The 20,980-nt window shown below is 33.0% G+C and carries 23 protein-coding genes and 1 riboswitch; of the genes, 18 read left to right on the forward strand and 5 right to left on the reverse strand.

Annotated elements, in window-relative coordinates:
* Nucleotides 1-83 precede the first annotated feature (83 nt).
* The 6 genes from CN601_RS18485 (at nucleotide 84) to CN601_RS27005 (ending at nucleotide 4,172) form a co-directional block, all read left to right on the forward strand.
* Entirely contained in the window at nucleotides 84-494 is a 411-nt protein-coding gene (locus CN601_RS18485) for a hypothetical protein (RefSeq protein WP_098120415.1), read from the forward strand.
* Between the two features lies 1 nt (nucleotide 495).
* A complete protein-coding gene (locus CN601_RS18490; RefSeq protein ID WP_098171894.1) occupies nucleotides 496-1,167 on the forward strand; it encodes a PspA/IM30 family protein in 672 nt (223 codons plus the stop codon).
* A 154-nt stretch (nucleotides 1,168-1,321) separates the two neighbouring features.
* Nucleotides 1,322-1,996, forward strand: a complete 675-nt coding sequence (locus tag CN601_RS18495) for a response regulator transcription factor (protein ID WP_098120413.1) — start codon at nucleotides 1,322-1,324, stop codon at nucleotides 1,994-1,996.
* Between the two features lie 97 nt (nucleotides 1,997-2,093).
* Complete coding sequence (locus CN601_RS18500; protein WP_098171909.1) at nucleotides 2,094-3,416, forward strand: sensor histidine kinase; 1,323 nt, start codon at nucleotides 2,094-2,096, stop codon at nucleotides 3,414-3,416.
* Nucleotides 3,417-3,480: 64 nt separating this feature from the next.
* Nucleotides 3,481-3,900: a methylglyoxal synthase gene (gene mgsA, locus CN601_RS18505; RefSeq protein ID WP_098120411.1), complete on the forward strand. Its 420-nt coding sequence runs from the start codon at nucleotides 3,481-3,483 to the stop codon at nucleotides 3,898-3,900.
* 107 nt (nucleotides 3,901-4,007) lie between these two features.
* Nucleotides 4,008-4,172 carry a hypothetical protein gene (locus CN601_RS27005; protein WP_172446665.1) on the forward strand — a complete coding sequence of 55 codons (165 nt, stop codon included), beginning with the start codon at nucleotides 4,008-4,010 and terminating at the stop codon, nucleotides 4,170-4,172.
* Nucleotides 4,173-4,348: 176 nt separating this feature from the next.
* Here CN601_RS27005 and CN601_RS18510 read toward each other — a convergent pair whose 3' ends face one another.
* Entirely contained in the window at nucleotides 4,349-4,702 is a 354-nt protein-coding gene (locus tag CN601_RS18510; protein WP_098120410.1) for a winged helix-turn-helix transcriptional regulator, read from the reverse strand.
* 413 nt (nucleotides 4,703-5,115) lie between these two features.
* Here CN601_RS18510 and CN601_RS18515 point away from each other — a divergent pair, with 413 nt between their 5' ends.
* The 3 genes from CN601_RS18515 (at nucleotide 5,116) to CN601_RS18525 (ending at nucleotide 8,408) form a co-directional block, all read left to right on the forward strand.
* A complete protein-coding gene (locus CN601_RS18515) occupies nucleotides 5,116-6,327 on the forward strand; it encodes an MFS transporter (RefSeq protein ID WP_098171895.1) in 1,212 nt (403 codons plus the stop codon).
* Between the two features lie 18 nt (nucleotides 6,328-6,345).
* A complete protein-coding gene (locus CN601_RS18520) occupies nucleotides 6,346-7,176 on the forward strand; it encodes an aldo/keto reductase (RefSeq protein WP_098120408.1) in 831 nt (276 codons plus the stop codon).
* 344 nt (nucleotides 7,177-7,520) lie between these two features.
* Nucleotides 7,521-8,408, forward strand: coding sequence for a TVP38/TMEM64 family protein (locus CN601_RS18525; RefSeq protein ID WP_257131742.1), 888 nt, complete (start codon nucleotides 7,521-7,523; stop codon nucleotides 8,406-8,408).
* 109 nt (nucleotides 8,409-8,517) lie between these two features.
* Here the strand turns inward: CN601_RS18525 and CN601_RS18530 are convergent, their stop codons facing one another.
* A complete protein-coding gene (locus CN601_RS18530) occupies nucleotides 8,518-8,829 on the reverse strand; it encodes a magnetosome magnetite crystal formation protein family (protein WP_098171896.1) in 312 nt (103 codons plus the stop codon).
* Between the two features lie 112 nt (nucleotides 8,830-8,941).
* Complete coding sequence (locus tag CN601_RS18535) at nucleotides 8,942-9,586, reverse strand: TVP38/TMEM64 family protein (protein ID WP_098171897.1); 645 nt, start codon at nucleotides 9,584-9,586, stop codon at nucleotides 8,942-8,944.
* A gap of 175 nt (nucleotides 9,587-9,761) precedes the next feature.
* On the opposite strand from CN601_RS18535, the gene CN601_RS18540 reads away from it, so the two are divergent.
* From CN601_RS18540 to CN601_RS18550, 3 genes are all read left to right on the forward strand, one after another.
* Nucleotides 9,762-10,148: a DoxX family protein gene (locus tag CN601_RS18540; RefSeq protein WP_098120405.1), complete on the forward strand. Its 387-nt coding sequence runs from the start codon at nucleotides 9,762-9,764 to the stop codon at nucleotides 10,146-10,148.
* 335 nt (nucleotides 10,149-10,483) lie between these two features.
* Entirely contained in the window at nucleotides 10,484-10,951 is a 468-nt protein-coding gene (locus CN601_RS18545; protein ID WP_098171898.1) for a DinB family protein, read from the forward strand.
* Nucleotides 10,952-11,082: 131 nt separating this feature from the next.
* Nucleotides 11,083-11,739 (forward strand): VC0807 family protein, encoded by a 657-nt coding sequence (locus CN601_RS18550; protein ID WP_098171899.1) that lies wholly within the window; start codon nucleotides 11,083-11,085, stop codon nucleotides 11,737-11,739.
* An 83-nt stretch (nucleotides 11,740-11,822) separates the two neighbouring features.
* Here the strand turns inward: CN601_RS18550 and CN601_RS18555 are convergent, their stop codons facing one another.
* On the reverse strand, nucleotides 11,823-12,728 hold the full coding sequence (locus tag CN601_RS18555; protein WP_098171900.1) for a cation diffusion facilitator family transporter: 906 nt from the start codon (nucleotides 12,726-12,728) through the stop codon (nucleotides 11,823-11,825).
* Between the two features lie 307 nt (nucleotides 12,729-13,035).
* Nucleotides 13,036-13,209: riboswitch (Lysine riboswitch) on the forward strand.
* A gap of 135 nt (nucleotides 13,210-13,344) precedes the next feature.
* Between CN601_RS18555 and lysA the strand changes: the two genes are divergently transcribed.
* Together lysA and CN601_RS18565 are read left to right on the forward strand one after the other, a co-directional pair.
* On the forward strand, nucleotides 13,345-14,667 hold the full coding sequence (gene lysA / locus CN601_RS18560) for a diaminopimelate decarboxylase (RefSeq protein WP_098120401.1): 1,323 nt from the start codon (nucleotides 13,345-13,347) through the stop codon (nucleotides 14,665-14,667).
* A 192-nt stretch (nucleotides 14,668-14,859) separates the two neighbouring features.
* Nucleotides 14,860-16,077: a coiled-coil domain-containing protein gene (locus tag CN601_RS18565; protein ID WP_098171901.1), complete on the forward strand. Its 1,218-nt coding sequence runs from the start codon at nucleotides 14,860-14,862 to the stop codon at nucleotides 16,075-16,077.
* Nucleotides 16,078-16,156: 79 nt separating this feature from the next.
* On the opposite strand, the gene mscL is transcribed toward CN601_RS18565, so the two are convergent.
* A complete protein-coding gene (gene mscL / locus CN601_RS18570) occupies nucleotides 16,157-16,546 on the reverse strand; it encodes a large conductance mechanosensitive channel protein MscL (RefSeq protein ID WP_098171902.1) in 390 nt (129 codons plus the stop codon).
* 152 nt (nucleotides 16,547-16,698) lie between these two features.
* Between mscL and msrA the strand changes: the two genes are divergently transcribed.
* From msrA to CN601_RS18590, 4 genes are all read left to right on the forward strand, one after another.
* The gene (gene msrA, locus CN601_RS18575) at nucleotides 16,699-17,646 is read left to right on the forward strand and encodes a peptide-methionine (S)-S-oxide reductase MsrA (RefSeq protein WP_098171903.1); all 948 of its coding nucleotides are present in this window, start codon (nucleotides 16,699-16,701) and stop codon (nucleotides 17,644-17,646) included.
* Between the two features lie 242 nt (nucleotides 17,647-17,888).
* Nucleotides 17,889-18,116 (forward strand): hypothetical protein, encoded by a 228-nt coding sequence (locus tag CN601_RS18580; RefSeq protein WP_098120397.1) that lies wholly within the window; start codon nucleotides 17,889-17,891, stop codon nucleotides 18,114-18,116.
* A gap of 161 nt (nucleotides 18,117-18,277) precedes the next feature.
* On the forward strand, nucleotides 18,278-19,552 hold the full coding sequence (locus tag CN601_RS18585; protein WP_098120396.1) for an MDR family MFS transporter: 1,275 nt from the start codon (nucleotides 18,278-18,280) through the stop codon (nucleotides 19,550-19,552).
* Nucleotides 19,553-19,783: 231 nt separating this feature from the next.
* On the forward strand, nucleotides 19,784-20,884 hold the full coding sequence (locus CN601_RS18590; protein ID WP_142317368.1) for a D-alanine--D-alanine ligase: 1,101 nt from the start codon (nucleotides 19,784-19,786) through the stop codon (nucleotides 20,882-20,884).
* Nucleotides 20,885-20,980 lie beyond the last annotated feature (96 nt).

Raw genomic sequence — 20,980 nt, forward strand, 5'->3', positions numbered from 1 at the left:
TTTTTGCAAGTTTCGTTTTCACCATAATTTCACCATCCTCTATTAGAATTCAATTTATTAAGAAATGAGAGGAGGGAAATAACATGAATAAGAGAGTAAAGAGAATATTTACATGGACCTCTTTAACGTTAGTTTTTGTTTTAGCGGTACATTTTTTTCTTAGATTACTAGGTGGTTTACATGAAAGACGTTTTGTCGATCGACATGCAATGATCATGGATAGAGGGGGACGTTATGATTATGGATCCCCTGGAATGATGCATGGTCCACACCATTTTCATGACTTTTCTTGGTTTGGATTAGTACTATTCCTTTTAATCGCTCTTGCGATTGTGACTTTTATCTTTAAAAAGTTTATTAAAAAAGGACAAGCTAGTTCAACTAATCAATTTTCATTTGATACATCAAACTTCAATACACCAGTAAACAGAACAAATGCAGATCTATTAGATAAATGGGAAAAAAATCTATTAACAAAAAAGGAGAATAAATAAAATGGGTATTTTTAAAAGAATGAAATCAATATCGTTAGCAAAAATGAATGGTGCACTAGATGGTTTAGAAGATCCAATTTCAATGTTGAACCAATATATTAGAGAAATGGAAGAGGATCTTTTAAAAGGGCAAGAAGCACTTTCGCGTCAGATTTTTCTAGAGAATAAACAAAAGGCATTAATCTTGGAAACAGAAGGATTGGTAAATAAAAGAGGTGGACAAGCTAAGTTAGCGGTAGAGAGCGGTGAAGAATCTATTGCAAAGCTGGCTATACAGGAAAAACTTGTACATGAAAAACAGCTAAGCTTATATAAGGAGCAGCTAAATACAATTCAAAACCAAACTCAGTCACTTTATGAAAAATTAGATGAACTGAAAGGAAAATATGATGAATATCTTCATAAAAGACTATTGTTAGTTTCTAGAGCAAATATAGCAAAGTCGATTAAACAGATTCAACAAACTTCGGTTTCTTTTAATTCAGAAACGATTGCGAATGGAATCGCTCGCGCAGAAGATCGAATACTAATGATGGAAGCAGAAGTACAGGCTCAAAATAAGTTTGCCTATAATAAAAGTACTTTAACGAGTGTTCAAACAGACGGCGCTATGAGTGAAGAGATTGAAGCTGAGCTACAAAAGTTAAAGCAATATACTGTAGAAACTGTGTAAGGAAACGAATTAACTAAAATAAATGCAAGGGAGCACCGTAATGATTAATAGGTGCTTCCTTTTATTTTATAATTAAGAAGAAAGTTGAAATTATCATTTCAGATAGCACATGATAAGTCTAAGAAGTAAATTTAGAACGAGGAGTATTTTTATTATGAATATACTAGTGGCTGAGGATGATTTAAAACTTGGTGAGCTAATCAGTTATATGTTAAAGAAAAAAGCGGGATATAAAGTTGATTGGGTAACTGAAGGTGAAGAGGCCTTCTATTATGCAACGAACACACACTATGACGTATTAATATTAGACTGGATGATGCCAGGTGGAACGGGAATAGAAATATGTCATCGTTTACGTAAGGATGGTTATTCAGGTGCGATTTTAATCCTTACAGCTAAAGATGCATTAGAAGACCGAATTGTAGGATTGGACTCAGGAGCTGATGATTATTTAGTAAAGCCTTTTGAAATCGATGAACTTTTAGCCAGGTTACGAGCACTTTCTAGACGAAACTATGCCCCAATATTAGAGGAAGAAATTCTAATTAGTGATATGATTTTAAATCGGACAAGCCAATCTATTAGAGGTGGACAGATTGATATTCAATTAAGCCCACGTGAATTTCAATTATTTGACTTTATGTTACAAAATAAAGGGCAAGTATTACCTCGAGAAATCATTTTGGAGCGCGTTTGGGGATATGATTCAGATGTTGCGATGAAGACAATTGATGCAACTGTTAAACTACTTCGAAAGAAATTAGATTTGCTTGGTAAACAAGAATTGCTACAAAGTATTAGAGGGGTAGGATATAAATGTGATTACTAATTTTATTTCCTTTTTGCGGGCCATACGAGACCAAAAAGGAAGGGATGTTTTTAAGACTACCCAAAATCGCTTAACCGTGTTATACAGTGGATTAGTCATGCTTTTTCTAAGTATATTCATTATTGTAGTCTTTGCGGTGTTATACGTTGTCATAATGAATGATCAAAGGCGCACAGTTGAATCGTTGGCTAGTCAAGAAGCAAAAATAATTGAAAATTATATGATTCAAAATCAACAAGGGAACCTGCAAGACCAAAATCAAGAGATCGTGTTGGCAGGAGTAGATCAGTTTTTTTATTATGTAGTTAAACCAAGTGGCGAATTAATAATGGGACAAGAGGACATTCCTCAATTAAGGTCAAAGCTATTACTTCAAATTAAGGATTGGTTCCCTAAAAAGAGTGAGACCCGAAAGGTGAAAATCAAAATAGAGCACGAAGAGTTTGAAAAAGATATTAGAAAGTTTCATGATCATGATGAGTTACGTGTTCCTTTAAACCGAAAAGACATCAGTCTAATGATTGCAGGTGAGCCATTATTTTATAAAGGAAATTTCATCGGTACAATATACGTTGGTAAAGATATTTCAGATGTGTATCATTTATTTAAATGGGTTATAGTCATCCTTATTGCCTTAACAATTGTATTTTTTGGTGTTGCACTATATATAAGTAATTTAATGTCAAAAAAGGCGATGATCCCTATTTTTAAATCTTTTAAACGACAACGAGAATTCGTAGCGGATGCTTCACATGAGCTACGAACACCATTAAGCGTTTTACTCTCATCAATTGATGCAATGGAAATGACAATTGATACAGAGGAAGACGATTTTTCAAGAAAGCTTTTATTTAGTATGAAAGATGAAGTTCAACGAATGACAAGTTTAGTTGGCGGTTTATTAACTTTGGCTCGTTCAGACACGGACCAAATTGAATTGAAATTAGAGGAAATTGAGTTTCGTGCAATTGCAGAAAAGGCGATTATTTCTTTACAACCGTTAGCAGCATCAAAAAAGATTAATCTAACCTTAACTTCTCCGGAAATTGTAAAAGCTAAAGGTGATCCTGAAAAACTATCACAGCTTTTATATATACTGATTGATAACGGGATTAAGTATACTCCAGATGGAGGAGAGGTTCAGTTAATTCTTTCGAACAAAGAAAATGAGTTAAGGATACAAGTTACAGATTCGGGTATCGGAATTAAAAAAGAAGATCATACACGTATATTCGATCGTTTTTATCGATCTGATAAATCAAGGTCAAGAAAAATTGGAAGTCATGGATTAGGCTTGGCGATTGCAAAATGGATTGTAGAAATTCATAATGGAACTATTCAAGTAAATAGTGAAATTGGAAAGGGAAGTACGTTTACTATACAAATTCCAATTTCTAATATTACTAATAAAAGAGCATAGGTTTATATTATCAATTTGTACGAAATCTGATTTCCATTTTCCCGATAAGAAAGGAATGTTGACCTTGAAAATTGCTTTCATTGCACACGATCAAAAGAAAAAAGAATTAGTAAACTTTGCAATGGCGTATGAGTCTATTTTAACTAAACATGAGTTATATTCTACTGGAACAACCGGAACAAAAATAATGGAAAGTACAAAATTAAAAATTCACCGATTTAATTCCGGCCCTCTTGGCGGAGATCAGGAAATAGGTGCGCTGATTGCAAAGAATTTAATGGATATGGTTATCTTCTTTCGTGACCCACTTACAGCGCAACCACATGAACCAGATATTTTGGCTTTAATTCGCTTATGTGATGTTTATGCAATTCCTTTAGCAACAAACATGGGTACAGCGGAAATATTAATTCATGGATTAGAACGCGGGGACTTAAAATGGAGAAACATAATTCACGGAAAGAAAAATGATGAAGACAAGTGAAATCTGAATTCTACGTCTAAGAAAACTTTAAAAATGATAAAGAAGCCGAATAAATAACTTTGATGAAGGAAATAGTAATTCTAGTTCAATTGAAAAGGAGGATTACGATGGATAATCAAGGATATGGACATACACATAATTCAGGTGAAACAGTTATGATCTCTGGCTCTTACACTGATGCAGACGGGGAACATATTGAATTAGAAGCGGGACAAAAGTTTCCGAATTGCCCTTCATCAGGAAAGCCGACTAAGTGGAGACACGGCCGTTAAGTCAAGATTGGTTGATTTCTTTTATTTACCCTTAATGAATATGTAAATAAACAAATAACAATAGTAGCTAAAAAAGATTGTAACGATAGAGTACAATCTTTTTTTATTCGAATGAAAAAGACTAAATTTATTTACGCAAAAAAACTCCTTTCTCAAAATAGAAAAAGGAGTTTTTATTATAGTGTTACTTCTGGAAGAAGCACTTCATTTTTGTCAGGATACATCTGTTCAATATGAGTTTCTCCCCAAGAACATAGTAAATCTAAAACTTCCTTTAAAGACCATCCATACTCAGTTAAGGAATATTCCACTTTAGGTGGAACTTGATTAAATACCTTTCGGTGAACGATATTATCTTCCTGTAATTCCTTCAATTGCTGAGTGAGCATTTTTTGCGTAATATTAGGCATTAATTTTTTTAATTCAGAAGTTCGTCTCGTTCCTTTTGTCAAATGACATAGAATCACAACCTTCCATTTACCACCGATTACGTCTAATGAAGCTTCAACTGGAATATTGTATTTTTTCATGTTCCCCTCTCCTTCATTCATCTACGTAAGCTTATTTTTAATGATTAGAATATCATAACATTCTCTTCACAAACTGTGTAGTTTCTAGTCTCGTTAAAAATTTTATTTGAAAATTTTTCTGCGATTTAAACCTCTATTCACATAAATGTTACTAAAAAGTAACTATATCACTTCAAAGTGCATACTTCTCTAAATTATTCCTATCGCTCATAATGACAAATAGTTAGTAGATTAACGAACATTTATTAAAAAGTATTTTTTCCATTGTCACTTAAATGTATATATGGAAGTCATTATTCTTTTACTTTTTTTCATTTCATTTATGTTTTGAATGACAATGAGACTTTATTCAGGCGCCATGTCTCTTTGTATTCAAACTACAATAAAAATAACAATTACAAGGAGGATTTTTAATGAATTCAACTGCTGCTTCGATTAAAGTGCAAGAGAAAAAAAGTGGCACTCCCGCGTTAATGGCGCTCGCTATTAGTGCATTTGGTATTGGAACAACTGAATTTGTTCCTGTTGGTTTATTATCAACTCTAGCTGGTGATTTGAAAATTTCAATTACATTAGCAGGTTTATTAATTTCTGGTTATGCGATGGGTGTTGCATTTGGAGCACCAATATTAACGGCATTAACGAATAAGATAGGTAGAAAATCATTATTAATGCTATTAATGGTTATCTTTATAGTAGGAAACAGCGTTGCTGCTTTTTCCACTAGCTTTGGCCTATTGCTAGTTGCCCGAATTATTACTTCATTTTCACATGGGGTCTTCTTTTCAATCGGTTCAACAATTGCAGCTGATGTAGTTCCTGAAAATAAACGTGCAAGTGCAATTGCATTTATGTTCACAGGTTTAACAGTTGCGACTGTAACGGGTGTTCCATTAGGTACATTTATAGGTCAACATTTTGGATGGAGATCAACTTTTGGAGCTGTAGCGTTATTAGGAATCATTGCAATCATTGCAATTGCGATATTAGTTCCAAAATCAATTAAACAGCCGCCAGCTTCAAAAATTAGTGATAACTTGAAGGTTTTAACAAATGGTCCATTACTTTTGGCTTTTGCTATTACAGCTTTAGGATACGGTGGAACGTTTGTTGCATTCACTTACTTGTCACCAATCCTTGAAAAAATTACTGGCTTTGCTCCTAATTCTGTAAGTATCATCTTACTTGTTTACGGAGTTGCAGTTGCACTTGGTAATACAGTCGGAGGAAAAGCGGCCAATAAAAATCCTTTAAAGGCATTGACTTGGATGTTTGCAGTTCAAGCAATTCTACTCGTCATTCTATCGTTTACTGCACCATTTAAACTGGTTGGAATTGTTACGATTTTCTTCTTAGGATTACTTGCATTCATGAATGTACCTGGTTTACAAATTTATGTTGTGAAATTAGCAGAGAAGTATGTCCCATCTGCTGTAGATATTGCATCAGCACTAAATATAGCAGCGTTTAACGTAGGTATAGCAATTGGAGCATTTATTGGTGGTTTAGTTGTAGATACGATTGGCTTGATTAATACACCGTGGATTGGTGGAATCATGGTCTTTGGAGCAGTTCTTTTAAGCGTTTGGAGTTCATCTTTAGAAAAGAAAAAAAATACTAAATAGAAAAAAGGAGATTTAAAAATGAATAACTTAGTTAAATTAAACAATGGTTTAGAAATGCCTATTATAGGGTTAGGAGTTTTCCAAGTGGAAGACGGACAAGTCGTAATTGATTCAGTAAAGGCTGCTATCAGAAATGGTTATCGCAGTATTGATACTGCAGCAATTTATCAAAATGAAGAAGGCGTTGGACAAGGAATTAAAGAAGCTCTTGAAGAGAACGGCCTGAAACGTGAAGACTTATTTATTACATCTAAAGTTTGGAATGCTGATCTTGGCTACCAATCAACTATTGATGCTTTCGAATTAAGTTTGAAAAAACTAGGTCTTGATTATTTAGACTTATATTTAATCCACTGGCCTGTAGAAGGTAAATACGTTGAATCTTGGAAAGCACTTGAAACACTATATAAAGATGGAAAAGTTAAAGCAATTGGAATGAGTAACTTCCAAATTCATCACTTAAAAGAAGTGATGGCTACTGCTGAAATTATGCCTATGGTCAATCAAGTCGAATTACATCCGATGTTAAGCCAAGTTGAACTAAGAGAATTCTTAAAAGAAAATTCAATTCAAGTAGAAGCGTGGGCTCCGTTAATGCAAGGGGGACTATTTGAAAACGAAACTTTATTAGAAATCGCAAACAAACATAATAAATCAATTGCTCAAGTTGTGTTACGTTGGCATTTACAAAACGGTATCGTCATCATACCGAAATCAATTAAAGAACATCGCATTCAAGAAAATGCAAATCTATTCGATTTTGAATTAACACAAGAGGATATGGAACAAATCAACTCACTAAACCAAAACCACCGAGTTGGTCCAGACCCTGATAATTTTGATTTTTAAGCAAAGCCTATAAATATTATTTAAATGTAATATCAAAGTACCAGGAAAAAGACTGTGATTTTTACAGTCTTTTTCTGTTCCATTTTTTCGTAATTAGCTCGCAGTAGAGTAAAGAAATAAACAATTATTTACCTAACGCCAGACCTTAAAGGACATTTTAGATGAAAGGTCGAATATTCGATAATAACAATATTTAATAAATAGAAAAAGCCTCATGTTGTAAGACTTAAGTCTGATATAATCTAATGCTAAAGTGCGTTTTAAACTGTAAACCAATTAATTACTATTAAGATAGTTAATAAAAATTACTGGAAAACGGTCGAGCAGTAGAGGAGTTGATTACGGTGAGGAAAGAAACGAAAAAGTTCAACACTATGAAAGAACTTTCATTACACATAGTGATAGCTACAATATCAATCTTAATATTGATTATCTGTTTACCTACTGTTGTCATGGTCTATAAAGTATCATTTGTTTTTGCAATAATGGGAACTTTATTACTGGATTTTTATCTTGTCGCATCGAATCATAAAAATCCTTTAAAATTTACGAAGATCGTACTGATTTGCTTACTATTAGGTATATCCGCTGTAGGAATCATATTCTATATCAGCAAATTTTTAGTAATTGTAAATTCATATGGGATTGAACGAATATTAACCGATCATATTACAACTGCAAAATTATTATTTTTCTTAATTTGTTTATTTCAACCAATCATTTTGCCATTACCAGAAGCAATTACGATTCCGGCAGGTAGTGCTGTAATAGGTCCTTTTTCTGGAGCGGCTATTGGGTTCCTAGGTTCAACTTTAGGTATTGTCATTATGTACTTTTTAGCAAGATTAGGTGGATATAAACTAGTCTCAAAATTGGTGAAAGAAAAACACTTAAAAAAATATCAAGAATATGTATTAAAAAATGAAACAATTATTTTAACGCTAATGTTTATCGTTCCGATTTTGCCAGATGAAATTATTTGCGTAGGGGCCGGCATTAGCAAAGTATCCTTTAAAAAGTTCGTTGTAATTGCTGCGATTTCAAAATTAATTACGTCTTCACTATTATCCTACTCAGTTTACTTAGCGAAAGTTTTCTCGCTAACAACTTCGCAAATAGCTTTAATGAGCTCCATTTTATTAGCTTGTATCTTATCTTTATCATTCATTATTAAGAGATTAATTAAGCGAGCAAATTCAAAAGAAGCTTATATTGCTTCGCAAGGTGAATAATAAAAAGGCAATGTAACGGTAAACGATACATTGCCTTTTTTAATGACGATTGTCGAAATTGAAAATTTCCTGAGAAATAATGTAGAAAATATGACGAACTACAGTTTAATCATCCAATTAAAATTTTAATACCTTGAACAATATTCCATATAAATACGACCAAATTAACAATGCATACTAATATAAATCCGCCAATAATAGTATAGCTTACTCCATCGCCCGTTGTATTAAACGTAAAAATGGAGATCGCCCCTAAAATGATAATTGTTAGAAAGGGGAGTATATGTGAAAAAAGTGCTCGTTTAGAATGGGACTTTATTTGTTGATCTTTGGCTACAAAATAAACGATGATTGGCAATAAAAAAGGCGCGAAAAAAATACTAAAATAACATAATGAGGACAAAATCTTATTTGTTTCCATTTATTTACCTCGATTTCTTAAAGAATTTTAATTAACCTTAGTATAGTTTAATTTATATATAAAAATCGATTAATTTATTAACAATTTTTAAATATAAATTTGCTTTAATTGATTAGGCAGAAAAATGAGTATCCTTTTTCTGTCTCTTTTTAAAGGAAATATAAATGTAAAACAACAATAGGATTGTAGCGGTAATACAGATTGTAGTCCATGGCGAGCCTAACAAAAAGTTCCCATATAAAGTATAAAGAACTGCGATTGGAATATTACCAGCAAACACAATTGCGATATAAGACAAATATTTCATATTAGTAGAAGCTGCAATAAAGCATGCACCGTCTGTTGGAGCTAGAGGAGTTGCAACTGTTAAAAACAAGTATTTCTTTCGATTAGAAATAATTTCTTTAAATAGAGAAGGATATTTATTCTCCATGAACTGCTGAATCGTGTCACTTAAAATAGTTCTACTTAATAAGTAAATAATAGATTCAGTAATCGCCATACCAACTAATGATAAGAGTATGGTCTCAAACGGATGAAAAAATAAACTGCCTACTACTATTAATACTGAGCTAGGAATAAATAGGAAAATTCTGGCGCAAAAAATAGCAACAAATAATAGCATCGGATTGATGGAGGAATTCGAAATAAAATGTTTTATATCCTCCAATGAGAGATGAAATAAATGATATCGGATGGCAAGTAGTAGCATTAAAATCCAAAAGCCGATTACAATGAGTGGAACGACTTTTTTCATGATTTATGCTCTCCTTTTTAGTAGAAAATCTTCAGTTATATTATTCTATTCGCCAATTATTAGAAAACTGATTCATTTTTAAAAATTAATAATAAAGGGCATAAAAGTGTCAAAAATTGAATAAAAATTTAATAAGCAATAAATATCTCAAATTAAAGAGAAATGAGGTAGAGATATGCTTGATGACGGTTTATTAATTATTCGACTTGTTTTAGGAATTATTTTATTAGGTCATGGCGCTCAGAAAGTATTTGGCTGGTTTGGCGGTTACGGTATAAAAGGTACTGGACAGTGGCTTGAATCAATTGGAATTAAACCTGGAGCATTCTTTGCTTTTATTACTGGAGTTGCAGAAATCGTAGGAGGATTCTTTGTAGCGGCTGGTGTATATACAGAAGTTGGAGCATGGTTAATTATTGTGGTTATGGCAGTAGCAGTATTGAAAGTGCATTTAAAGAATGGATTCTGGAATAGTTCGAACGGTTTTGAATTTAATCTGTTAATAATAGCAGCAGCGGTTGGGTTACTACTGACAGGTCCAGGATCACTAGTATTATTTTAGATTCGGACACTTATGGGATGTCTCATCTATTGAGGCTCCTTTTTTTGTTGGTATATACGCAAATATGTACTTTGTTTATAAAGCTGTTAAATTTGTGCATAAACAGGAGTCTTTTGTTCATAAACAGGATTGATCAATATAAGAAGACTTGTGTGAGTAGAAAAAATTATCGAAATGGACGAACATTTTGTGAACACGGCTTAAATATTGTTAGAATGCGTCTAATTATCGACAAAACAAGTTTTAATCGTGAGATGGCCAAACCTAACAATTTTTAAATTCCCTCATTCGTGATACGATAAGTTTAATAATGATAACCATACGGAGGGATTAAGATGGCAGATTCTATTTTTGAACAGCTTAAGTTTACAAGGTTTTATACTTTAAAAATTCTTAAATCAGTTTCAAATGAAGTTGTTGGTGTAGTGCCAACTGGATTTAATAATAATATTCATTGGAATGCTGGTCATATATTAGGGGCTTATGAGCAATTACTTTATGCAAATACTGGCGATACTGGCAAACTATCAAAAGAATTCATCGATTCTTTTAAGGGTGGAAGTAAACCAAGTGACTGGCAGGAGGCACCTCCATCATATGAGGAAATTATTCGATTGTTAGAAGAGCAAACTGACCAATTGATTTCTACATACGAAGGCCGTTTAGATGAAGTAATTGAAAAAGAGATAAAACTTGGTAATTTTGAAATTAAAACTATTCGAGATATGCTAAGCTTTAATATCTTTCATGAAGGTTTACATGCGGGCTTAGTAAATGGTTTAAAGAGAACACTTGGAGAGTAAGTAAATTCGTTAATTTTGTTTCCATAAAAATCTAAGAGGTTGTGCTCTTAGATTTTTTTGTTATAATCATGTGTAACTATTATAAAAATGGTGGTCTGAAAATTAAGTCATTTTAAAACGAGGTTATTTAAATGAAAAAAGAAAGTAATTTAATTATTTATGATCTAATTTTGTATTTAGTATTTCCACTTGTTTTATATAAGGTTTTACAACATTATTTTAGCGATTATTGGGCAATGCTCTTACCGACAGTTCCAGGGATTTTATATACATTATTTCGCTTTTGGTATACAAAACAGTTTAATGTAACTGGTATTTTTATTATTTCAACTTTAACTGCTAGCACTGCTGTTGATTTAATGGCTTTAGGTTCTGCCAAAAACTTAATTATGTATAATGTGTATTATCACTTTGCACTTGTTGGAGTATTTTTTGTTTTATTGGCTATGAAAAAGCCATTACCATATTACTTTATGATTGATATTGCAGCAATTCAGGGACAAGATCGTGAAGAAAGTAAGAAATTGTTTAAAAATCCATCACTATTTAAGGTGTTTCAATATTTGTTTATAGCATGGATTATTAAAGATATAGTCTTTGCTTTTGGACAATGGTGGATGGTCGATACGTACGGATTAAAAGCATATTACTCACGCACGATTATCTTTACAGTTGGAGGATATGTTTTTGGCATCATCATGGCAATTGGTTATGCAATTGTAACAATGAGAGCTCAAAAACTAAAAGGGGATGACCCTGAGCAAACTTCCGATGAAATTATTATTTAATATTGATATGAAGAAAAACCACAAGGAATTTTCCTTGTGGTTTTATTCATTTTATCCTTGCCCTTCAATTAATTTCGAATTCATTACAATTTCTGCATTTCTCCTGCATTTAAGATATCAAGTTTTTGTATTCTTTCATTTTCAGGCTCAACGTGAATTAATATTTTTGGATCGACTAGCACATTTTTTATTTCCTCTTCAATTTTGTCACATAATATATGTGCTTCTTCAATGCTCATGTCTGATGGTAATACTAGGTGGAAGTCAATGTGTTCCTCAGCACCAGAGCGTCTCGTGCGTAAGTCATGGTACTCAATAAATTGTGATTTAAATGAATTTAATACTCTTTCGATTTGTTCTAATTCATCAGAAGAAAGGCCAGTATCAAGCAATGGAGTAAACGATTTACGTCCAAGTTCAATCGATTCCTTCATTATATGAATGGCTATTCCAATACCAATTAAAGCATCAAGAAATTCCCATCCAGTAAGACTTACCAAGACTAAACTTACTGCAACCCCTAGTGATGAATAGACATCTGTTAATAAATGCAAAGCGTTAGATTGCATGGCTACAGAATGAGTTTCATTTCCTACTTTTTGAACAATTTTTCCGACTCTCCAATTGATTAATGCTCCAATTAACATGACGACTACACCGATCATAGGTAACTTAATAGGAGAAGGATGTAGAAGTTTTTCAACAGATTCAATGATAATCCAAATACCTGCTACGAATATTAAGATTGTTTCAACTGTACCCGAAATATTTTCAAATTTACCATGCCCATATGGATGATCCTCATCAGGAGGTCTGTTTGATATTTTTACAGAGAAAAATGCAATTACTGAAGCAACTAAATCCAATAATGAGTGGATTGCTTCCGAGATGATTGCTACAGAACCAGTAAAAATTCCTACTATTAATTTTAATAAAACGATGATTGTGTTACTGCATATTGAAAGTGCCGCTATTTTGCTTGAACGCAATCTATTCACCCCTGTCCAATTTTTTCTACTTAAGTTAAGAGTTTTGTGATAAGGCAACAAAAAAGAAAAACCACTAACAATTTGTTAGTGGTTTGTTTTTTTTATATTTAATTTTTTTTTATTGAAATGATTTTTCATTTTAATTCACCTTTTCGCTCGCATAAAACATATTCTATAATACAGATACTATTTTGAAAAGAAAAAGCTGTGTGTGCAATTGAAATATAAATCGACAAGATTTTTCAAAAAATGGTTTGACATCTATTTTTAGACTGTGTTATACATAGACTAATATAAAAAAAAACAGTCTATTCGTAGAGGTTGCATTGTATATAAGTATCATTTTAGAGAACTGTGGGTTCGATGACGAAATGAGAAAGGATCCAATGCCGAAGAAATAAATTGCCACACATTTTATTTCTGGGACTACATTGAATAAATGTGGTACTGTCACATGTGTTTGTGAAGAGCTATTGAAGAGATGTGATTGGCTAAGTCCTTTTTTTAAAGCGATAGGCACATGAACATATCCTTCATGTGTCTTTTTTAATACACTAATACATTGAAGGAAGCTTCTTAGAATGATCTTACATTTGGATTTGAAGGGAGAATATGAATGTATTTACATGGTAATAGTCGAATTAATAATGAAGGACATCTAGAAATTGGAGGTTGTGATACTGTAGAATTAGCTAAAAATTACGGTACACCTCTATACATTTATGATGAAGCATTAATTGAATCAAAATGTAGGGAATTCCTTGAAGCTCTAAAAGATACAGGAATGAAATATCAAGTTGCATACGCGAGTAAAGCATTTCTATGTGTTGAACAAGCCCGTTTAATTGAAAGAGAAGGATTGTGTTTAGACGTTGTATCTGGTGGAGAACTTTATACAGCGTTGCAAGCAGGCTATCCAGCGGAGAAAATTCATTTTCATGGAAACAACAAGACAATTGAAGAAATCGAAGAAGCATTAAATGCAAAAATCGGTTGTTTCGTTGTTGATAACTTCTTTGAATTAGAAGTACTACAAGCGTTGGCTGAGCAACGTGGTGAAGAGGTTTCAATTTTATTACGTGTTACTCCAGGTGTTGAAGCACACACACATGAATATGTTATGACAGGACAAGAGGATTCTAAATTTGGATTCGACATCATGTCTGGGCAAGCTAACGAAGCAGTTGAAGTTTCATTAAATTCAAGTAATCTTAAATTATTAGGAATACATTCACATATAGGATCACAAATTTTTGAGCCAGATGGATTTGTTCATGCAATCAATGTATTAATGAGCTTTTTAAACGGCCTTAAAAATGATTTAGGTTTTACAGCTGAAATATTAAATGTAGGTGGAGGCTTTGGAATTCGTTATACTTCCGAAGATGAGCCTTTAGCTGTTGCAAAACATATTGATACAATTACCACGATTATTAAACAACAATGTGAAGAGCTAGATTATAAACTACCAGAGCTATGGTTAGAGCCAGGACGTAGTATAGTTGGAGAAGCAGGAACAACACTTTATACGATCGGCTCAACAAAAACATTACCTTCAATTCGTAAATATGTATCTGTTGACGGAGGAATGACTGATAATATCCGTCCAGCTCTTTACGGATCAAAATACGAAGCAATGCTTGCAAATCGAGCAAATGATGAAAATAAAGAAGTTGTCTCTATTGCAGGCAAATGTTGCGAAAGTGGCGACATGCTAATCTGGGATTGTAAATTACCAGTTGTAGAAAACAATGATCTATTAGCTATGTCATGTACTGGTGCTTATGGTTACTCTATGGCTAATAACTACAACCGTATCCGTCGTCCAGCGGTAGTTTTCGTTAAAGATGGTATGGCAAGAGAAGTAGTACGCCGTGAAACATATGAAGATTTAGTGAGAAACGACAGAGTTTATGTTGAAAACTCTTCTATTAGATAAATAACAGATTGATAAAACACTTTCATTATAAATGGAAGTGTTTTATTTCGTTTTCCTCAATAAATTGTGATAATTTATCGACATATAAAGACATATTTATCATTTATATTACAATATTGTAACAATTGCGACTCTCTTCGTGAATCTATGGTATAAATACTTAGGTAGATTAGCGAGAGGAGAGACGCTGAAATGTTAAGAAAAAAACTGGCAGTGCTAGCAATTGCAAGTACAATAGTATTATCATTAGCGCCAAATGCTTCAGTATTAGCTGATAGCAAAGTAGAAACAAAGCAAGCTGAAGTAGATAAGTTCCAATCACAATTTAAAAAATTAAGCAGCGAAGTAAAGAAGATAGATGCTCAAATTAAAACAACTAAGAACAATATAGATGCAAAAAAAGCAGAAATCACTGAGACAGAGAAACTTATCAATGATAAAAAAGCTAGAATTACATATTTACAAGATCGAATTGAAAAACGTAATGAAGTATTAGAACAACGTTTAGTTGCTATGCAAAAGCAACCAAAAGTAAATCTTGTGACTGACGTCTTATTTAACTCTGATGGAATTGTAGATTTCTTTAACAGATTAAATTCAATTTCAACGTTATTTAGTGCTGACGAAAACATCATTAAAGAACAACAATCAGAACAAGACGAAGTTAAAAAAGAAAAACAACTTGTTGATGAGAAAAAAGCAACGCTTGTAGCAGCAAAAGAAGATTTAGTTGCACAACAAAGTGATCTTTCTAATGCGCAAGCTGAAAAACAAAAATCATTAGATACTGCAGAAGCTAACTTGAAGTTGGCTGTTAAAGAACTAGAAAATGCAAAAGAAGATGAAAGAGTTCAACGTCTTGAGCAACAATCTCTAGAACTAGCAGCATTATCTAGCGATGATAATGAGGATGATAGTGACAATAGTCAAGCGACTAACACTAGTTCAAACTCTTCTAGCTCAGACTCAAAATCAGACTCAAGCTCACATTCAAAATCTGATTCTAATTCTGGATCAAATGCTGGACCATCAGATGATGGTGGATCAGTTGCAACAGGTAATGGAATTGTAGATTTTGCTCTTAAATATCAAGGTGTTCCTTATGTATTTGGTGGAACTTCTCCAAGTGGATTCGATTGCAGTGGATTCATCTGGTACGTATATTCACATAATGGATATGGCATCTCTCGTGGAAATGTAAAAACATATTGGAGTAGTGCGACAAAAGTAAGCTCTCCACAACCTGGTGACCTAGTATTCTTACAAAATACTTATATTAATGGTCCTTCACATATGGGTATTTACATTGGTGGAAATAAAATGGTTCATGCTGGAAGCAGCGGAATCAGCATTATCAGCTTAAGTAATAGCTGGGTTCGCTCTCACTTCTTAGGCTACGGAAAATTCTAATAGTTTATTAACCTCGTATTATATTTAGTATGGTACGAGGTTTTTTATTTTCTCTTAAAATATAAAAAAGATATAAGCTTTAGCTTATATCTTTTTGGTTTTTAACTTGTACTTTTAATAAATCTCGTATTTCTATAAGTAAGGTTTCTTCTTTAGTAGGAACGACAGGTTTAGCTTCCTCTATTTCTTTCTTTCTAAATGAAAGTCTATTAATTAATCGAACAAAGAAAAATACTGATATCGCAATAATAAAGAAATCGATCACTGTCTGGATGAAAGTACCATACTTAATCCCATTAAATTGCCACCCTGTAAAATTTGCCTTTCCTATGATAAGTGCAATAATTGGCATCATAATATCAGCGACTAAAGAAGACACAATCTTACCAAAAGCTCCACCAATAATAACCCCAACCGCTAAATCAAGTACATTCCCTTTTAGGGCAAACTTCTTAAACTCTTCAAACATATTACTTTCCTCCTGTGTAATTATCGTATAAGTTTACATACAAAAATTGATTCTTTCAAGTTAAGAATTAGCCTTTTTAAGCAAAAATATTTATATCGACTTATATATATGGTAAATACTAATTAATGACAATTATTAGGAGGAGTTAAGGTATGGGGACAGAATTGGCTACATTTGCTGGCGGATGTTTTTGGTGTATGGTAAAACCGTTTGATCAACAGGACGGAATTATAAAGGTTGTATCAGGATATACAGGTGGGGAAAAAGAAAATCCAACATATGAAGAAGTGTGCACTCATTTAACAGGCCATTACGAAGCAGTTCAAATTACATTTGATGCTGATGTATATCCGTATGAAAAACTATTAGACTTATTTTGGCAACAAATTGATCCGACTGATGTAGGTGGGCAATTTGGTGATCGAGGTAGTTCGTATAAAACGGCAATCTTTTATCATAATGAAACTCAAAAAGAACAAGCGATTGCTTCAAAAGAAAAACTTGAAAAAAGTGGTGTTTTCAAAAATTCAATTGTGACAGAAATATTACCTGCAAAACCATTTTATGAAGCAGAAGAATACCATCAGCATTATTATAAGAAGCATCCGATTCGTTACCAACTATACTTTAAAGGGTCTGGCCGCCAAAAGTTTTTAAAGGAGCAATGGAAAACTGGTCAAGAAGAGTTAAAGCAAAAGCTCACACCAATTCAGTATGCTGTTACACAAGAAGATGCAACTGAACCTCCGTTTAGAAACGAGTTCTGGAATCACAAAGAAAAAGGAATCTATGTTGATATCGTATCAGGAATTCCTTTGTTTAGTTCTTTAGACAAATTTGATTCAGGCTGTGGATGGCCAAGTTTTACAAGACCTATATTAAAAGGTGAGGTTGAAGAGAAAAAGGACTATAGCCATGGAATGATGCGTATTGAAGTGAGAAGTGCTGAATCTGATTCACATTTAGGTCATGTTTTCGATGATGGACCTGGACCTGAGGGACTCCGTTACTGCATAAACTCAGCTGCATTAAGATTTGTTCCATATGAAAAAATGGACGAAGAAGGTTTTGGTAATTACAAGAGTATCTTTCTGAAATAAAACAATAAGAAATCAGCTATGGACCGGGATGTATAATCATCTCGGTTTTTCTTTATTAAAAATGTGATGCTTGATTTATAACCTAATTATTACTTTCTTAATCTTGTCTCAAATATTATTTAAAAAGTTTTCTGAAAATATTTACAATTGCGAAATAAATGTGTTAATATAAAAGTGTCACAAAGTTGTCACAAATTAGGTATTGCAATTCACAAAAAAGTAGAAACAGGAGGTCAATCATAATGAAGCAAACTGATCATGAAATCGTTGAAACATATACTCAATATTCTGGTATTGCCTTTTTTATAGGTCTTATTCTATTTTTATTATATTTCACTGGAAGCGGTTTCTTACATACAGGCGTGAGCCTAACAGTGAGCATAGTATTGATGGGGTCTTGTTCAACCTTATTTTTATTAGGTACTTTTTTGGGATTGATGTTCTCAATTTCTTCAAAAGAACAAGCTTAAGATGATAAAAAAGAGTGGGTGTTCAATGACAAAGGTCATTTTGAGCACCCTTTTGTTTTGAGTTTGGCTAATCGATCTATAAAGAAACTTAACATAATTTAACATTCATCCTATATGTTTAAATATTGTAGTTTCGATGCACTAGGAGGTGTTTTTAAAGGATGATATTTTTTAAAAAGTTAAAAGGTATGGATCGTAATGTATGGATCCGAGTTATCGGAGAAACGATTACGAGTAGTGCGATGATGATGCTTATGCCATTTTTTGCACTTTATTTAGAAGGTAAAGTCGATTCAATGCTAAAGGTAGGATTTATTATGTCGATTTCACCTATAGCATCTTTATTCGGTTCGATGGCTGGAGGTAGGCTGGCAGATTTATATGGTCGGAAACGGATGATGGTCTTTTCAACGCTTGGAACATCTCTCATCTTAGTTTCTTTTGCTTTAGTAGATAGTTATACGTCATTTTTAATTTTATCAATTTTACTAGGTATTAGTAACTCTTTTTTTAGTCCGGCAGCTTCTGCAATGGTAGCCGATGTAACTGAACCGGAAAAAAGAACTGAAGCCTATGGACTATTAAGGGTTGGGAGTAATGTAGGTACTGTCATAGGTCCATTATTAGGAAGTTCAGTTGTATATTTTTCAAAAGATAGTTTATTTTTTATTGCTGCAACAGCTTTAGGACTGTATAGTATTGCTCAATTAATTCTATTAAAAGAAACACTCCCTGCAGAAATGAAGAGTGTTAAAGAAAAGCAAGACAAAACAACAATCCCGTTTAAAAAGGTTATGAACATTATTATATCAGATAAATTATTGCTTTTTTATGTAGCAACAGGTGTCATAATATCAATGGGATTTTCGCAAATTGAAGGTATGCTACCACTTTATTTTAAACAAATCTTTAAATCTCATTTCGGAGAATGGAATCCTTATCCTTTTTTAATGTCACTTAATGGATTGCTAGTTGTCCTTTTTCAATTTCCTATTTCAAGTTATTTATCGAATCGTTCAATTGGAAAAACGATGTTCTATGGTACGATCTTATTTGGATTAGGTATTTTATCGATTGGTTTTGCACCGCCATTATTTCTTTTCGTTGGATTAGGTAAATGGATGATTCTAGTTCTGTTGGCAATAATCTTCATTTACTACACATTTGGAGAAATGGTCATGTCGCCAGTTCAAATGACATTTGTGGCGAATATCGCACCTGAAGAATTAAGGGCAACTTATATGGCTGTTGGTAGTATGAAATATACGATCGGTGGATTTCTTGGACCTTTATTAGGTGGCTTTTTGTTTGATTTAAAATTAGGGATCTGGCTTTTTATCATTCTTGGAACAGGAGTAGTTATTTCGGGAGTAATGTATCGTTCACTAGATGAAAAGGTAGCAATGAGAGATAATCAACAAGGCATAGCTCAATAAAGCATTATATGTTTCGATATACAAATGATTTCGAATCGTCTCTAGTTAAGGTTTTTAGATTTTGTCCGGACTGGTATAGCGCAATACGCTATACTTTTTTTAGTTGTTAAAAAATCACAAAAAGACTATCGGTGCATATGTTGTAAAGAAAAATAGGTTTCTACCCATAAAAGCTTATACACTTTTGTATAAAGTGGTACAATAGGGAGAGCAAAAAATAGTAGGGGGAACATCATGAAGATTAAGTTAGGATTATTATATGGCGGTAAATCTGCTGAACACAAAGTATCATTACAAACAGCTTTTGCCGTTATTTCTGCTTTAGATCACACAAAATTTGATGTGTATCCAATTTATATAACAGAACAAGGTGAATGGTTACAAGGTAAACAAATTGAAGGAAAAGTAGAAAGCGTTGCAGCTTTAAAATTCTCAAATGAAGATCAACAAGTAAATGAAATCGCTCCTGTCGCGTTAACTTCATCAATTATTCCTGCAGCTTCAAATCAAGATTCAACTGGACCAGTTGACGTTATTTTCCCATTATTACATGGACCAAATGGTGAAGATGGAACAGTTCAAGGATTACTTGAACTATTAAATATTCCTTACGTTGGTAACGGTGTATTAGCTTCAGCGGCTGGTATGGACAAAGTAATAATGAAAAACTTATTTGCTCAAGCTGGGATTCCTCAAGCTAAATATGTTCATTTCTTAAAAACAGAGTGGAAAGCAAATGCAGAATCTTGCTACGAAGAAGTAGAGAAAGAATTAGGGTATCCTGTATTTGTTAAACCAGCTAATTTAGGTTCTAGTGTTGGTATTACAAAAGCTAAGAACCGTGAAGCATTAATCGCTTCATTTGAAGAAGCATTCCAGTTTGACCGTAAAATAATTATTGAAGAAAACATTGTTGGGCGTGAAATTGAAATTGCCGTATTAGGTAATGACCAAGTTGAATGTTCAGTTGTCGGTGAAATCAAACCGTCGGTAGAGTTTTATGATTACGCTGCAAAGTATGAGAGTAGCGATACGGGTCTAATTATTCCAGCTCCAGTTGAGACTGAAACATATGAAAAAATTAAACATTTTGCAGAGGTTGCATTCAAAGCAATTGATGGTTCAGGTTTAACTCGTGCTGATTTCTTTGTAACAGAAGATGGTGGTGTATTAATGAATGAAGTTAATACAATGCCTGGTTTTACACCATTTAGTATGTACCCGCAATTATGGCAGGCTACAGGTGTAACGTATCCAAAATTAATTGAAAAATTAATTGACCTAGCAATCGAACGTTACGAGCAAAAACAACAAATTAAATATAATATTTAACAATTGAAAACACTATTCATGGTTGAATAGTGTTTCAGTTTGTTGATAGTCCAAAAATCTGATTTTCAGACTGTTTTCATATGGATGCTATATAGA

Source organism: Bacillus sp. AFS017336 (assembly GCF_002555445.1).
Taxonomy (GTDB): Bacteria; Bacillota; Bacilli; order Bacillales; family Bacillaceae_G; genus Gottfriedia.

Excerpts from the sequence above, each read along its gene's own strand:
- CN601_RS18485 (WP_098120415.1), top strand. The coding sequence starts at position 84 with ATGAATAAGAGAGTAAAGAGAATATTTACATGGACCTCTTTAACGTTA.
- CN601_RS18490 (WP_098171894.1), top strand. The coding sequence starts at position 496 with ATGGGTATTTTTAAAAGAATGAAATCAATATCGTTAGCAAAAATGAAT.
- CN601_RS18495 (WP_098120413.1), top strand. The coding sequence starts at position 1,322 with ATGAATATACTAGTGGCTGAGGATGATTTAAAACTTGGTGAGCTAATC.
- CN601_RS18500 (WP_098171909.1), top strand. The coding sequence starts at position 2,094 with ATGCTTTTTCTAAGTATATTCATTATTGTAGTCTTTGCGGTGTTATAC.
- CN601_RS27005 (WP_172446665.1), top strand. The coding sequence starts at position 4,008 with ATGGATAATCAAGGATATGGACATACACATAATTCAGGTGAAACAGTT.
- CN601_RS18510 (WP_098120410.1), bottom strand. The coding sequence starts at position 4,702 with ATGAAAAAATACAATATTCCAGTTGAAGCTTCATTAGACGTAATCGGT.
- CN601_RS18515 (WP_098171895.1), top strand. The coding sequence starts at position 5,116 with ATGAATTCAACTGCTGCTTCGATTAAAGTGCAAGAGAAAAAAAGTGGC.
- CN601_RS18520 (WP_098120408.1), top strand. The coding sequence starts at position 6,346 with ATGAATAACTTAGTTAAATTAAACAATGGTTTAGAAATGCCTATTATA.
- CN601_RS18530 (WP_098171896.1), bottom strand. The coding sequence starts at position 8,829 with ATGGAAACAAATAAGATTTTGTCCTCATTATGTTATTTTAGTATTTTT.
- CN601_RS18535 (WP_098171897.1), bottom strand. The coding sequence starts at position 9,586 with ATGAAAAAAGTCGTTCCACTCATTGTAATCGGCTTTTGGATTTTAATG.
- CN601_RS18540 (WP_098120405.1), top strand. The coding sequence starts at position 9,762 with ATGCTTGATGACGGTTTATTAATTATTCGACTTGTTTTAGGAATTATT.
- CN601_RS18545 (WP_098171898.1), top strand. The coding sequence starts at position 10,484 with ATGGCAGATTCTATTTTTGAACAGCTTAAGTTTACAAGGTTTTATACT.
- CN601_RS18550 (WP_098171899.1), top strand. The coding sequence starts at position 11,083 with ATGAAAAAAGAAAGTAATTTAATTATTTATGATCTAATTTTGTATTTA.
- lysA (WP_098120401.1), top strand. The coding sequence starts at position 13,345 with ATGTATTTACATGGTAATAGTCGAATTAATAATGAAGGACATCTAGAA.
- CN601_RS18565 (WP_098171901.1), top strand. The coding sequence starts at position 14,860 with ATGTTAAGAAAAAAACTGGCAGTGCTAGCAATTGCAAGTACAATAGTA.
- mscL (WP_098171902.1), bottom strand. The coding sequence starts at position 16,546 with ATGTTTGAAGAGTTTAAGAAGTTTGCCCTAAAAGGGAATGTACTTGAT.
- msrA (WP_098171903.1), top strand. The coding sequence starts at position 16,699 with ATGGGGACAGAATTGGCTACATTTGCTGGCGGATGTTTTTGGTGTATG.
- CN601_RS18580 (WP_098120397.1), top strand. The coding sequence starts at position 17,889 with ATGAAGCAAACTGATCATGAAATCGTTGAAACATATACTCAATATTCT.
- CN601_RS18585 (WP_098120396.1), top strand. The coding sequence starts at position 18,278 with ATGATATTTTTTAAAAAGTTAAAAGGTATGGATCGTAATGTATGGATC.